Annotated in this window: 10 protein-coding genes; 5 read left to right on the forward strand and 5 right to left on the reverse strand. The window is 68.8% G+C overall.

All coding sequences use genetic code 11. From position 1 onward, the window contains the following. Positions 1-122 precede the first annotated feature (122 nt). The 4 genes from DTS01S_RS21775 to DTS01S_RS21790 are packed head-to-tail and all read left to right on the forward strand — an operon-like array spanning position 123 to position 7,879. Complete coding sequence (locus DTS01S_RS21775; RefSeq protein WP_061288747.1) at positions 123-4,277, forward strand: YhdP family protein; 4,155 nt, start codon at positions 123-125, stop codon at positions 4,275-4,277. After that, complete coding sequence (locus DTS01S_RS21780; protein WP_016454246.1) at positions 4,274-5,089, forward strand: carbon-nitrogen hydrolase family protein; 816 nt, start codon at positions 4,274-4,276, stop codon at positions 5,087-5,089. Before DTS01S_RS21775 ends, DTS01S_RS21780 begins: the two co-directional genes overlap by 4 nt. Further along, complete coding sequence (locus DTS01S_RS21785) at positions 5,086-7,215, forward strand: two-component system sensor histidine kinase NtrB (protein ID WP_017404063.1); 2,130 nt, start codon at positions 5,086-5,088, stop codon at positions 7,213-7,215. The genes DTS01S_RS21780 and DTS01S_RS21785 overlap by 4 nt, the downstream gene beginning before the upstream one ends. A 34-nt stretch (positions 7,216-7,249) precedes the next feature. Beyond that, a complete protein-coding gene (locus DTS01S_RS21790) occupies positions 7,250-7,879 on the forward strand; it encodes a response regulator transcription factor (protein ID WP_012202778.1) in 630 nt (209 codons plus the stop codon). Positions 7,880-7,884: 5 nt separating this feature from the next. Here DTS01S_RS21790 and DTS01S_RS21795 read toward each other — a convergent pair whose 3' ends face one another. From DTS01S_RS21795 to DTS01S_RS30935, 3 genes are all read right to left on the reverse strand, one after another. Next, on the reverse strand, positions 7,885-9,159 hold the full coding sequence (locus tag DTS01S_RS21795) for an amino acid deaminase (protein ID WP_017404062.1): 1,275 nt from the start codon (positions 9,157-9,159) through the stop codon (positions 7,885-7,887). A 105-nt stretch (positions 9,160-9,264) separates the two neighbouring features. Continuing rightward, positions 9,265-9,975: an OmpA family protein gene (locus tag DTS01S_RS21800; RefSeq protein ID WP_017404061.1), complete on the reverse strand. Its 711-nt coding sequence runs from the start codon at positions 9,973-9,975 to the stop codon at positions 9,265-9,267. Between the two features lie 145 nt (positions 9,976-10,120). Then, positions 10,121-10,291 carry a hypothetical protein gene (locus tag DTS01S_RS30935; protein WP_016449371.1) on the reverse strand — a complete coding sequence of 57 codons (171 nt, stop codon included), beginning with the start codon at positions 10,289-10,291 and terminating at the stop codon, positions 10,121-10,123. Here DTS01S_RS30935 and mltA point away from each other — a divergent pair. Next, positions 10,290-11,474 carry a murein transglycosylase A gene (gene mltA / locus DTS01S_RS21805; RefSeq protein ID WP_017404060.1) on the forward strand — a complete coding sequence of 395 codons (1,185 nt, stop codon included), beginning with the start codon at positions 10,290-10,292 and terminating at the stop codon, positions 11,472-11,474. The two genes, DTS01S_RS30935 and mltA, sit on opposite strands and share 2 nt — an antisense overlap. A 203-nt stretch (positions 11,475-11,677) precedes the next feature. On the opposite strand, the gene DTS01S_RS21810 is transcribed toward mltA, so the two are convergent. Continuing rightward, entirely contained in the window at positions 11,678-13,438 is a 1,761-nt protein-coding gene (locus DTS01S_RS21810) for an MFS transporter (RefSeq protein ID WP_370671650.1), read from the reverse strand. A gap of 159 nt (positions 13,439-13,597) precedes the next feature. Then, on the reverse strand, positions 13,598-14,101 hold the full coding sequence (locus DTS01S_RS21815) for an Lrp/AsnC family transcriptional regulator (protein WP_016449368.1): 504 nt from the start codon (positions 14,099-14,101) through the stop codon (positions 13,598-13,600). Positions 14,102-14,245 lie beyond the last annotated feature (144 nt).

Here is a 14,245-nt window from a genome sequence, read left to right on the forward strand (position 1 = left end):
AGGATTGCATACGGAACGCGAAAGAAGCGGCCACTCACGCGCAGAGGGATTGCAGCAACCCTTGGTTACCGCCCAGGCCCTGAGGGCGCCGGTCATAATTCCCGTCATAGCTGATGCCGCCGATGATCGAACCGAAACCGCACCCCACACGCCTGACCCGTTGGATGGCCGGCCTTGCGCGGTGGTCACTGGGGCTGGTCCTGGCCTTCTGGCTGGTCCTCGCCTCCGTGTGGGGGGTGCTCCATGGCTGGATTGTGCCGCGAATCGGCGAATGGCGTCCTCAGCTGGAATCCCTGGCCTCACGCACGCTGGGCCTACCGGTTCGCATAGGCAGCATCACGGCCCGCAGCGAGGGATTGGTCCCCCGCTTCGAGCTGGGCGACGTGGTGGTGCAAGACCCCGAACATTCGGCAGACGCCCTGCGCCTGCCCAGCGTGGTGGTCGCCGTTTCGGCACGCTCGCTGATGCGCCTGGGCGTGGAACAGATCTACATAGACCGTCCTGAACTCGTGGTGCGCCGCGCGGCCGATGGCCGAGTCTTCGTGGCCGGCATCGAGATCAGCCCTTCGGCCGGCGGGGACAATGCCGCCGCCGACTGGCTGTTTTCGCAGACCGAACTGGCGCTGCGCGGCGGCAGCCTGCTGTGGTTGGACGAACTGCGCCAGGCTCCGCCGCTGGCCTTGCGCGATGTGGACCTGGTGCTGCGCAACAAGGGCTGGGGCCACGGACTGCGCCTGGATGCCACGCCGCCCGAAGGCTGGGGCAAGCGCTTCATGCTGACCGGCCTGTTCCGCGAGCCGCTGCTGTCCACGCACGAGGGCAACTGGCGCCGCTGGAGCGGCCAGGCCCATGCGATGTTCACGCGGATCGACCTGTCCCAGCTCGGCCAGTACATAGACACCTCTGGCTTGCGCCTGCAGCAGGGCCGGGGCGCGCTGCGCGCCTGGATAGACCTGCGCCAGGGCCAGCCCGTGGGCGCCATGGCCGACGTGGCCGTGAACGCGCTGCAGCTGCAGTGGCGCGAAGACCTGCAGCCGCTGAAGCTGCAGGCCCTGACGGGCAGGCTGAGCGTACAACACCAGGACGGCTGGCGCTTCGCTGCGCAGAACCTGGAATTTTCCACGGGCGACGGCCTGCACTGGCCGGCTGGCAATCTGCGCGCGCGCTACAACCCCGCCGGCGCCAGCACGCAGGGGGCGCTGGGTGAGCACGGCGAGTTCCAGGCCGATGGCATTGACCTGGCCATCCTCGCCCAGCTGGGCCAGCGCCTGCCGCTTCCAGAGCAGGTGCAGCAGCACCTGGCCGATCTGGCACCGGCCGGCCGCCTGCACCAGTTCCAGGGAAGCTGGCGCGGCCCGCTGGAGTCCTTGCAGCAGTACAAGGCCAGTGGCGAACTGCAGCAACTGTCGATCAACGGCGTGGCATCGTCCGAAGGCCCCGCGGCGCCGGGCATGCCCGGCCTCAAGGGCCTGAACGCGCGCTTCTCGCTGGACCAGGACGGCGGCCAGGCCCAGCTGGAGATGGAGGGCACAGAGCAGCGGCCGGCGTCGCTGTCGTTCCCCGGCGTGTTCGAGGAGCCCGAGATCCCGCTGCACCGCCTGCAGGCCAGCCTGCGCTGGCAACTGCGCGGCCAGGCCATCAGCGTGCAGGTGCCCAGCCTGCGCTTTGCCAACGACGACACCGAAGGCGAGGCCCGCGCGCAATGGCATACCGGCGACGGCAGCGACAGGCAGCCGCGCTTTCCCGGCGTGCTGGACCTGCAGGGCCAGCTGCGCAACGCCGACGGCACGCGCGTGCACCGCTACCTGCCGCTGGAGATTCCCGCCGACGCGCGCCACTATGTGCGCGAGGCTATACACGCCGGGCGCGCGAGCACGGTGAACTTCAAGGTGCGCGGCAACCTGGACCACGTACCGGCCGACAAGCCCAGCCAGGGCGAGTTCCACATCGCGGCCAAGCTGCATGACGTGCACTATGAATATGTGCCGCCCCATCTGCTCACGCATGGCGAGGCGCCCTGGCCGGCCCTGGTCGATCTGTCCGGCGAGCTGGTGTTTGACCGCTCCTCCATGGCCGTGCGCAATGCGCGCGGCCAGTTCGCCGGCTATCCGCAGCTGCAGATGCGCGACATCCAGGCCAGCATTCCCAACCTGGCCCACACCGAGGTGGCCGTCACCGCCAAGGGCCAGGGCCCGCTGGCCGACATGCTGGGGGTGGTCAAGACCTCGGCCCTGTCGGCGCTGACCGGGCACGTGCTGGACGGCAGCGAGGCCACGGGCGCCGCGCAACTGGCCCTGCAACTGCAATTGCCCATCGACCATCTGGACCGCAGCAAGGTGTCCGGGCAGGTCACGCTGGCGGGCAACTCGCTGCAGCTCGATGACGAGACACCGCACCTGAGCCAGCTGCGTGGCGCCGTCAAATTCTCCGACACCGGCTTCTCGCTGGTCGGCTTGCAGGCGCGGGCCCTGGGCGGTGAGCTGCGTGCCGATGGCGGCATGCAGGCGCTGGCGCGCAATGCGCCAGCCACCGAATCGTCCGTCAAGGTGCGGGTGCAGGGCACGGCCACGGCACAGGGGCTGCGCGATGCCAGGGAACTGGGCTGGGTGGCCGACCTGGCCCGCCATGCCGAGGGCCAGTCGCCCTATTCCCTGCTGCTGAAGGTGCGCCGTGGCACGCCCGAAATCCAGGTCCAGTCCAGCCTGCAGGGCATGCGCATCAACCTGCCGGCTCCGCTGGGCAAGGCCGCCGAGTCCATCCAGCCGTTGGCCGTGAGCCACCAGCTCGCGCCCGCCAGCTTCGCCGCGCCCGCCAGCTTCGCCGCGCCCGATGCCCCGCTGCGCGACCAGATCAGCGTGCAACTGGGCGACACGGGCTCGGTCTTCTATGAGCGCGACATCAGTGGCAAGCACAGCCGCGTGCTGCACGGCAGCATCCTCATCGGCCAGGAAGCGGTCACGGCCCCCACTTCGGGCCAGGGCGTGCAGGCCCATGTGCAGTTGCCGCTCTTCAATATCGACGACTGGCTGGCGCTGGCGCCGCAGTCCAGCGGCACCAGGCCAGAGCCCGCCGACGCCGCCACGGACCCTGCGCGCGAATACCTTCCCGATCGGCTGAGCCTGCGCGTCAAGCAGCTGCAGGCCAAGGGGCGGCAGCTGCACGATGTGGTGGCGGGCATTTCGCGCGATGGCGGCTCGTGGCACAGCAACCTCACTTCCCAGGAGCTGGATGGCTATGTGGGCTTTCGCGAAGGCACGGACGCCCAGCCCGAAGGGCAACTGGTCGCCCGGCTGTCCCGCCTGACGGTGCCGGAGGCCAAGTCCGAACGCGTGGACGCCCTGTTCAACGAAGGGCCGCGCCAGCTGCCGGCGCTGCAGATCGTGGTGGACGACATGCACCTGTCGGGCCATGCGCTGGGCCGCCTGGAGGTCGAGGCCCGCAACCGCCCCGTGCCCGGCAACGCGGCGGCACGCGAATGGCAGCTGTCGCGCTTCAACATTTCCACGCCCGAGGCCACGCTGACGGCCAACGGCCAGTGGCGCCTGCCCCAGGGGCAGTCCGAGCATCCGGGGCGCAGCCAGCTGCAGTTCCAGCTGGACCTGCGCGACGTGGGCAAGCTGCTCACGCGCTTTGACATGCCCGGCGTGGTGGGCAATGGCAAGGGGAGCCTGCAGGGCTCGGCGGGATGGACGGGCTCGCCCATCACGCCCGATTTCCGCAGCCTCTCGGGCTCCATGCACCTGGATGTGCAGACCGGCCAGTTCCTCAAGGCCGAACCGGGCCTGGCCAAGCTGCTGAGCGTGCTCAGCCTGCAGGCGCTGCCACGCCGGCTGACGCTGGATTTCCGCGATGTCTTCAGCAACGGCTTTGCCTTCGACTTCATGCGCGGTGATGTGCAGATCACCGATGGCGTGGCGCGCACCAACAACATGCAGATGAAGGGCGTCAACGCCGCCGTGCTGATGGAAGGCACGGCAGACCTGGTCCAGGAGACGCAGAATCTGCACGTGGTGGTGGTGCCCGAGATCAACGCGATGACCGCCTCCCTGGTGGCCACGGCCATCAACCCCGTGATCGGCCTGGGCAGCTTTCTGGCGCAGGTGCTGCTGCGGGGCCCGCTGATTGCGGCAGCCACCAAGGAATTCCGCATCGACGGCAGCTGGGATGATCCCCAGGTCACTGCCTTGCCGCGCCGCCGGGCCGCAACGCCCTCTGACACACCGTCGCGCACGCCCTCCACCGCCACCGAGTCAGCCCCTTCAGGAGAGAACCCATGAAAATCGCAGCCCTGCAAATGGTGTCGGAACCCGATGTGCGCGCCAACCTCGACCAGGCCATGGCCCTGCTGCGCCAGGCGCGCGAGCAGGGCGCCGAACTCGCGGCCCTGCCCGAATACTTCTGTGCCATGGGCCTGCGCGATACCGACAAGCTGGCCTATCGCGAGAGCTTCGGCCAAGGCCCCATCCAGGACTTCCTGGGCCGCGCCGCGCGCGAGCTGCAGCTGTGGATCGTCGGCGGCACCCTGCCCCTGGTGGCCGATGACGATGCCCACGTGCTCAACAGCTCGCTGGTGTTCTCGCCCCAGGGCGAATGCGTGGCGCGCTACGACAAGATCCACCTGTTCCACTACGACAACGGCCGCGAGCGCTACACGGAGGCCGCCGTGGTCCAGGCCGGCCACACGCCCGTGACCTGCGACATCACCTCGCGCGAGGGCGAGTCCTGGCGCCTGGGCCTGAGCGTGTGCTACGACCTGCGCTTTCCCGAGCTGTACCGCCGACTGGCCGAGCAGGGTGCCGACCTGCTGCTGGTGCCCGCCGCCTTCACCCACATCACGGGCCTGGCCCACTGGGAGGTGCTGCTGCGCGCCCGCGCCATCGAAAACCAGGCCTACCTGCTGGCGCCCGCCCAGGGCGGCCACCATGAGAACGGCCGCCGCACCTGGGGCCACAGCCTGCTGGCCGACCCCTGGGGCATGGTGCTGGCGCAGCAGGCCGAGGGTGCAGGCGTGGTGCTGGGCGAGATCAAGCGCGAGCGCCTGGCGCATGTGCGCCGCCAGTTGCCGGCCCTGGAGCACCGCGTCCTGTGAATCCGCTGCACCTGTCCACGCCCGCCCCTGCCGAAGGCCGCTGGCCCTGGCGCCGCTGGCGCACTGCCTGGCGGCGCTGGTCGCTGTGGAGCCTGCTGGTCGCTTTGGTGGCCAGCATGCTCATCACCATGGTCTGGCTGGCCGGACGCTATGAGGCCTCCCAGGTCCAGGACAAGCTGGAGCGCGACACCGCCAATGCCGTGGCCGACATACGCGCCGCCCTCAACCGCAACCTGCAGGACCTGCAGGCGCTGAACGCGCCCGACAACGACCCTGCCGAGTGGAAGACCCGCGCCGCCGAGCTGCTGCAGGTGCGCCGCGAGCTGATGCGCATCGAATGGCGCGATGCGGGCCTGCAGATCCGCTCCCATGCCGAGACGCCCTACCGCAACGTGCAGTGGGAAGACCAGCTGCGCACGCAAAACACCCATCCGGAGGCCGTGCTGACCTGCACCCACGCGCGCCGCCTCAACGGCCCGGCCTACTCGCCCAGCTACTTCCAGCTGCTGGCCGAAGGCCTGGGCACGGAGATGATGGAGGTCTGCCTGCCATTGACGCAAAGCGGCCACATCATCGGCTTTGTCATCGGCACCTACAGCCTGCAAAGCCTGCTGATCACCCAGGTCAGCAAGAACCTGCCGCGCACCCAGGAAGTGTCCTTCACCGAGCCGGACGGCACGCGCCTGGCCCTGCTGGGCGCCTCCTGGCGCGGCACGCGCATGTTCACGGCGCAGCAGCTGCTGGACCTGCCGGGCAGCACCCTGGTGCTGCGCATGGACAGCTGGCACCGCGCGCCCAGCGTATTCCCCAACGTGCTCACGGCCCTGGTGACGCTGATGTCCATCGCCCTGGTGTCCGTGGTCGCCGTGCTGGTGCGCGACAACCGCCGACGCCTGCGCGCCGAGCGCGATCTGGGCGATGCGCTGGCCTTTCGCAAGGCCATGGAGGACTCGCTGGTCACGGGCCTGCGCGCGCGCGATCTGCAGGGCCGCATCAGCTATGTGAACCCGGCCTTCTGCAGCATGGTGGGCTTCACGGCCGAGGAACTGCTGGGACTGAGCATTGCGCCCTACTGGCCGCCCGAGCGCGCCGAGATCTACGCGCGCCGGCGCGACAGCCGCCTGTCCGGCAACGCCCCGCCGCCGCGCGAGGGCCATGAAAGCATCTTCATGCGCAAGGACGGAACGCGCTTTCCGGTGTTGATCTTCGAGGCGCCGCTGATCAATGCCCAGGGCCAGCACACCGGCTGGATGAGTGCCTTCATCGACATCAGCGAGCAAAAGCGCATGGAAGAGATCTCACGCGCCTCGCAGGAGCGCCTGCAGGCCACGGCCCGCCTGGCCACGGTGGGCGAGATGGCCTCGCTGCTGAGCCATGAACTCACCCAGCCGCTGGTGGCCATCTCCAGCTACGCCACGGGATCGCTGAACATGCTGGGGAGCGACGATGGCACGGGCACGGGCACGGACACGGGCACAGGTGCAGGTGCGGGCAGCGCCATCTCGGACCATGAAGCCCGGCTGCGCCAGCAACTGCAGGACCTGCGCATGGCCATGGAGCGCATCAGCTTCCAGGCCGACCGCGCAGGCCGCGTGATCAAGAGCGTGCGCGATTTCGTGCGGCGGCGCGACCAGTCCCGCGAAGTCATAGGCGCCGCCGAACTCATAGACGCCGTGCTGCCGCTGATCAGCCTGCAGGCACGCAACCTGGGCGTGCGCGTGACCACCGACATCGAGCCCGGCCTCCCGCCCGTGCTGTGCGATCCGACCATGATCGAGCAGGTGCTGCTCAACCTGGCGCGCAACGGCATGCAGGCCATGGACTCGCCCGAGACCATGGAGCGCGAGCTGCAGCTGCGCGTGCGCCGTGCGGCCGCCAGCACGCGCCGCAGCTGGGTGGAGTTCGCCGTCATCGACTGCGGCACCGGCATTCCCCAGCATGTGGCGGAGCAACTGTTCACGCCCTTTTTCACCACGCGCAACGAGGGCATGGGCCTGGGCCTGAGCCTGTGCCGTACCGTGGTCGAGCAGCATGGCGGCCACCTGCAGCACAGCCCCCACAGCCCGCGCGGGACCGTCTTCGCCTTCACGCTGCCGGCGCACAGCCCTGCGCAGGTGCAGGCATAGATGGCACCAATGGAACAAATGGAACAATAGGCCCATGGAACCTGTACCCGACGCCACCGTCTACATCGTCGACGACGACACCGATGTCCGCGAAGCGCTGGCCTGGCTGCTGCGCTCGCGCCGCCTGCTCAGCGAATGCTATGACAGCGCAGAGGCCTTCGACGCCATGCTGCAGTCGCGCCCACCGCCACGCAATCCCTGCTGCCTGCTGCTGGACATGCGCATGGGCGGCATGAGCGGGCTGGCGCTGTTCAACCTCATGCTGGAACGCAACCAGATCGCAGGCATGCCCGTGATCTTCCTGACCGGCCATGCCGACGTGCCCACGGCCGTGGACACCGTCAAGCGCGGCGCCTTCGACTTCTGCGAGAAGCCTTTCTCGGACAATGCCCTCGTGGACCGCATCGAACAGGCGCTGGAACTGTCGGCCCAGCACCAGGCTGAAACCCGTGCGCGCGAAGCCGTGCGTGCACGCTTCAACGAGCTGACGGAGCGCGAGCGCGACGTGATGCGCCTGGTGGTCGAGGGCATTCCCAACAAGCTCATCGCCGACCAGCTGGACATCAGCGTGCGCACCGTCGAGGTCCACCGCGCGCGCGTCTTCGACAAGATGCAGGTCAAGTCGGCCGTTGAACTGGCCAACCTGCTGCGCACACACGGCTGACCCCTTCAGAAATACGTGGCAATCACGTCCACCACGTCATAGCGGTCATTGACGACGGCCAACTGCCGCCATTTGTCAAAGGTCAGGCAGGGGTGGGAGATGTCGAAGGCCAGCATGTCGCCTATGCGCAGGCCATCGTCCTCGGCCACCTTCAGGAAAGCATGCTGGTCCATCATGGCCGTGACCTCCCAATGCGGTGGCGCCGCCACGGGCGCGGCATCACCGGGGCGGTAGCGCAGCGCGGGCCGGGGAGGCACGGCCTCGAAGGCGGTATCGCGCTTGCCCAGCGCCACGATGGCGCGGCCGGGCTCGGGCAGCGACTGCACATAGGCCCAGACCTGCAGCGCAGGCTGCAGGCTGGCACGCATCTGCTGCGCCACGGGATTGGTCTGGTCGATGCGCCGCTGCGCTGCCTGGTAGATGCCCGCGTCATGCGTGAGATAGCAGCCCGGGCGCAGCACCAGATCCAGCGGACCGCCGATGTCGGCCTTGCCGAACTCCTGGGCCACCACGTCATACCAGGCCGAGCCGGCGCCAGTGAGCACGGCCGGGCTGCGCTGCAGCCGGCCCTCGCCCGCCAGCCGCTGGAGCCAGTCCACGGCGCGCCGCAGCAGGGTGCGGATGGGTTCTTCTTCCTTGAGGACGCCCTCGTAGACCTCGATCCCGGCCAGTCGCACGCCGGCACCGGCCCGGGCCAGCGCGTCCAGCAGCGGCTGCATCTGCGCATCGGAGCGAACGCCCGTGCGCCCGCCGGGCGGGCCCAGTTCGATCAGCACCTGCACGGACCGGCCCGCTGCGCCAAAAAAGGCGGCCAGCTGCTCGACCTGCTCGGCACAATCGACCAGGCAGAAGAACTCGAAGCCGGGATCGGCCAGCAGCTCGGCCACGGCCGCCATGTTGCGCCGGCCGATCAACTGGTTGGCCATGAGCACGCGGCGCACGCCATGGGCATGGGCCACGCACGTCTGCTGAGCGGTGGCCAGCGTGATGCCCCAGGCGCCCGCGTCGATCTGCTGGCGGAACAGGCGGGGCGCCATGGTCGTCTTTCCGTGGGGCGCGAGCTGGGCGCCGTAGGCATCCACAAAGCGCTGCATCCAGGCCAGGTTGTGCGACAGGCGCGACTGCGACAGCACAGCCACAGGCAAACTCAAGTCTTCCCGCAGCAGATTCCAGCCCTGCGCGGCAGCGTCCTGCGGCGTGCAGGGGGCGGACAGCGCGCCCAGGCCCTTGTCGAGCGGGCTGACCACGTCGGCCGCGCCCGCTGTGCTTGCTTCACTCATACGACTCCCCATTGATGGATGGGAGCCAGCATAGGGCAATGCCGGTGCCCGCCCACGCAAAAACGCCCCGCGTTGCGGGGCGTTGCATCCGGGCCAGAGCCGGGATCAGCGGGGCTGCTGGTACTGGGGCTGGTACTGCGGCTGCTGTTGATACTGGGGCTGCTGCTGTTGCTGCGGGATCTCGCCCACGAAGATTTCCACGCGGCGGTTCATGGCACGACCGCTGGCCGAGTCGTTGGAAGCCACGGGCTGGTGCGAGCCACGGCCTTCGGTGGCGATGCGGGCGCCCGAGACGCCGCGCATGGTCAGATAGTTGCGCGTGCTGTTGGCGCGGTCCAGCGACAGCGGGTTGTTGATGGCATCCGAGCCGGTGCTGTCGGTGTGGCCGATGATGCGCACCTCGGCATTGGGGTTGTTGCGCAGGCCCTCGGCGAAGCGGTCCAGGATGGGAGCGAAGTTGCCCTTGATGTCGGAACGGTTGGTATCGAACGAGATGTCGCTGGGAATGTCGAGCTTGAGCTGGTTGTCGGCCGTCTGGCTCACGTTCACGCCCGTACCCTGGGTGGCCTGCTCCATCTCGCGCTTTTGCTTTTCCATGTTCTGCGACCAGATGTAGGTACCCAGTGCACCCACGCCAGCGCCGATCACGGCACCCGTGCCGGCCCTGCCGCCGGTGACGGCGCCCAGCACGGCGCCAGCTGCAGCGCCCACGCCAGCGCCCGTGGCCGTGCGGCGCTGGGTGTCGCTCATGTTCGCGCAGCCGGAGATGAACAGTGCGGCCGCCGTTGCGGCGGCCAGAACGATGTGCTTGCGCATTGGAAACTCCTTTTGAATCTTGGGAACGCACCGTGCGGTAGCGCCAGGGTCCCCATTGTGGAAAGCAGGCTGCGCACAGCCTATCAGTGCGGGCAGGGCATACCCGTAGGACGGCGCCCGCTCCGCGAGGCCGCCTCCACGGCCGTCACGGGCCGCTGCGATCCTGCCCGGGAGAGGGTTTGTCTGGAGACGGATGCGAATCCCGTGGCGTGTCCACGGGCAACTCGCCCTTGCGGCGTCCGGAGAACATGGTCCACCACACAATAGCGACCAGAATCACCAAGGCCAGCAGTGCTTCGAGCAAAATCAACCCCATGAATTTCCACCTCCTGCGCCATGCCGCGATGGCGCTGATTGTAGGGACGCTGGTCGCCTGCACGACCACCACCAAGCCGGTCTACGACCCCTCGCCCGTACCCGATCTGCAGCCGGGCGGCTCTCCCGCCGTCACGCCCAGGCCCCCGCTGGTCACCAACACGCCCACCAAGAGCCGCTGGATCGCGGCCGACTGGAGCGAACTGCCCGGCCTGCAGGAGGACGCGCTGCACGAAGCCTGGAATGCCTGGCTCAAGAACTGCGAACGACCCAGTTCGGTCTTCGCAGGCCTGTGCCGCGATGTGCGCCAGCTGAGCATCGCCACGGGCGACGAGCAGCGCGCCTGGCTCATGGCCAATCTGCAACCCTACCGCATCGAGGCGCTGGGCGGCGGCCCGGACGGCATGCTGACCGCCTACTACGAGCCGCTGTTCGAGGCGCGGCGCCTGCCCGGCGACGGATTCAACGTGCCGCTGTACAAGACGCCGGCCGGCGCCGGCTTCGGCAGCCGCAAGCCCTGGTTCTCGCGCCAGCAGATCGAGACCCTGCCAGAGGCCCAGGCGGCCCTGGCAGGCCGCGCCATCGCCTGGCTGCGCGACCCGGTCGATGCGATGGTGCTGCACATCCAGGGATCGGGGCGCCTGAACATCACCGAGCCCACGGGCGCGCAACGCACGATCCGCGTCGCCTTTGCGGGCACCAATGACCAGCCCTACAAGAGCGTGGGCCGCTGGCTGCTGGACCAGGGACTGGTGCGCGACGCCACCTGGCCCGGCATCAGCGCCTGGGTGGCCGCCAACCCCGGCCGCGTCAATGAAATGCTGTGGAGCAACCCGCGCTACGTCTTCTTCCGCGAGGAGCCGCTGGAAGGCCTGGACCTGCAGTTCGGCCCCAAGGGCGCCCAGGGCGTGGCCCTGACGCCAGGCCGCTCCATCGCCGTGGACAAGCAGAGCATCCCCTACGGCACACCGGTCTGGCTGTCCACATCCGGGCCCACCGTGGCGCTGAACCGCCTGGTCTTCGCCCAGGACACGGGCAGCGCCATCGTCGGCGCCGTGCGCGCCGACTACTTCATGGGCTGGGGCCCCGAAGCCGGCGACCTGGCAGGCCGCATCAAGCAGAACCTGCGCCTGTGGGCCTTCTGGCCGCGCGCCCTGGCGAGCCAGGCACCGCACTTGAGGTGACCCCCTGAGCGGCTACGCCGCTTCCTCCCGCTTTGGGGTGCGCCGCCTTTGCGCCAAGGCTCGCCCCGCATGGCACAAGACCAGCGCAGACACACCTCTATCCACTGTCCCTCGCTCTGGCGCGGCCCAACGCCAGGGGCGCCGAGCAAGAGCCGCCTCGCTGCGAGGGCGCCGTCCCCCTCTGGGGGAAGGCGCGCAGCGCCTCAGGGGGTATCGAAGTACCTCGTGACGCGCGGCGGTTCCTTGCCCTTGTGATACGCCAGCTTGCGGTCGCGCAGCGCCACGTCGGCGGCGGTGACGCGGTCGAAGCGGCGAAGGTGCTCGGTCCATGACTCGTCGATGATCTGCTCCACGTAGCGCTCCGGGTGGCTCATGCTGTGCAGCAGGCTCCAGCCCAGCGCGCCCTGGCGCATGCGGCTGCGGCGGCTTTCCTGCATGAGGGCGCGGAAGGCCTCGGCCTGGGTGGGGTCGATCTGGTACTCGATGGTGACGACCACGCGGCCGGCTTCGGGGATGTTGACCTCGGGGCGCTGGAAAGCCTTGGAGGGGCTCAGGTCCTCCTCGATCTGGCGGTCGCGCACCAGGCGCTGCACCAGCAGCATGCAGGCCACGCCGCTGGCGGCCGCCACCATGAGGCTGCCGCGCACGCCCACCATGCTGGCCACCTGTCCCCAGAGCGCGGCGCCTGCCGCCGTGCCGCCCATGATGGACATCTGGTAGATGGACATGCCGCGCGCCCGCACCCAGTTGGGCAGGGCCATCTGGGCCGAAACGCCCAGCACGTTGGCCGTGGAGATCAGCGCCATGCCGGCCAGCATCATGGCCGGCACCGCCATGTAGACATTGGGCGACAAGGCCACGGCCAGCGTGGCCAGCGCATGCACGGCAGAGCCCGACCGGATCAGCCTTTCCTTGGACATGGCCTGGCGCAGGCGCGGCAGGAACATGGCGCCCACGATGGCGCCCGCCCCCATGGAGGCCAGCAGCAGCGTGAAGGTCTCGGCGCCGCCCCCGCCCTCGGTCGGGCCGTGCAGGCGCTGGGCCACCAGGGGCAGCAGGGCCATCACCGCCGTGCACTGCAGGAAGAAACACACCGTGCGCGCCAGCACCGCATGCATGCGCGGCGACTCGCGCACGAACTGCAGGCCCACGCGCATGGCCGAGGGCAGGCGCTCGCGGCCCAGCGGGTTGGCCACGTGGCGGCGCTTCCAGCGGATCAGCACGATGCCCGAGATGACGGACAGCACGGCATTGAGCACGAACACCCAGGCACTGCCCAGGCTGGCGATGATGGCGCCTGCCACCAGGGGGCCGATGATGCGCGAGGCGTTCATGGCCACGGCATTGAGCGCCATGGCCGAGGGCAGGTGGTGCTTGGGCACGAGTTCGGGAATCAGCGCCGAGAACACCGGCCAGCGCATGGCCAGGCCGATGCCGTTGGCAAAGGTCAGCACCAGCAGCCAGTGCGCCGTCATCCGGCCCGAGAGCACGAACAGGCACAGCACCAGAGCCACGGCCGCCACCCAGAACTGGGTGACGATGAAGTAGCGGCGCCGGTCCAGGATGTCGGCCAGCGCACCGCTGGGCAGGCCCAGCAGGAAGACGGGCAGCGTGGAGGCCGATTGCACCAGGGCCACGAGCACGGGCGAGGTGGTCAGCGAGGTCATGAGCCATGCCGCCGCCACATCGTTCATCCACATGCAGGTGTTGGCCGCCATCCAGATCAGCCAGAGCATGCGGAAGGTGGGGCCGGACAGCGGCGCCCAGACGCCCTGCTGGGCCTGGGCCGTCTTCTGGCCTTCGGCCTCGGCGGCCGCGCTGTCGGCAGCGGCCATGCCGGACGGGTCCTCGAGCAGGGTGCCCGGCGCCCCCGCGCCCGAGGGCTCGGCCAGGGGCTGGGTGGAAGGCTCGGTTTCTGAGGCGGGTGGCTGGGCGGGGTCTGGTGTTGATTGTTCTGCGGCCATGTGTCCCGATTCTCGGGCCAAACGCAGGGTGGCGCCAGAAATGGTTGCCTTACTAATAACCACGATCACCGCCTTGTACGACAACCGTTTTTCGCTCCTGTTACAGGAGCACACTGTCGCTTCGGCGCGACCTTCATAGGCCAGTCCGCCGGCCTGCGGCTACTGGCCCGGCAGTCCCTGGCCCGCCATGGGTCCCAGTTGGGACAGCGGCAGCGCATGGCTGGACTTGATCTCGCCCAGCGAGAAACTGGTCTGCATATCCTTCACGTTGGGCAGGTTCAGCAGCGTGTTGCGCGCGAACTGCGCAAAGCTGTCCAGGTCGCGCGCCACCACCTGCAGCTCGAAGGTGCCGGTGCCGCTGATGTAGTGGCAGGTGACCACCTCGGGCAGCTTGCGGATGGCGTCCTCCATCTCCAGCGTCAGCGTGCCGGCCGTGCGCACGGCATCGAGCCGCACGAAGGCCAGCACGCCCAGGCCGATCTTGTGGCGGTCGATGTCGGCGTGGTAGCCGCGGATGAAGCCCGCTTCTTCCAGCGCCCGCACGCGGCGCCAGCACGGCGCGGCCGACAGGCCCACGCGCTGGGCCAGCTCGGCATTGGTCAGGCGCGCGTCGGCCTGCAGGTGGCCGAGGATGGCAATGTCGAATTTGTCCAAAGTTTGCACAAAACACCATTTTCAAGAAAGATCCTTGCTCAGGATACTTGAAACAGCGCAAAGAAAGCAAAGACCTATCAGACGAGCACGAATACACTGAAAAAAGGCGATTTGGTTCAGACAACGAGTGCCGTGCATGCCTCCTTCCCGTTC

Source organism: Delftia tsuruhatensis NBRC 16741, from assembly GCF_001571325.1.
Taxonomy (GTDB): Bacteria; Pseudomonadota; Gammaproteobacteria; order Burkholderiales; family Burkholderiaceae_C; genus Comamonas; species Comamonas tsuruhatensis.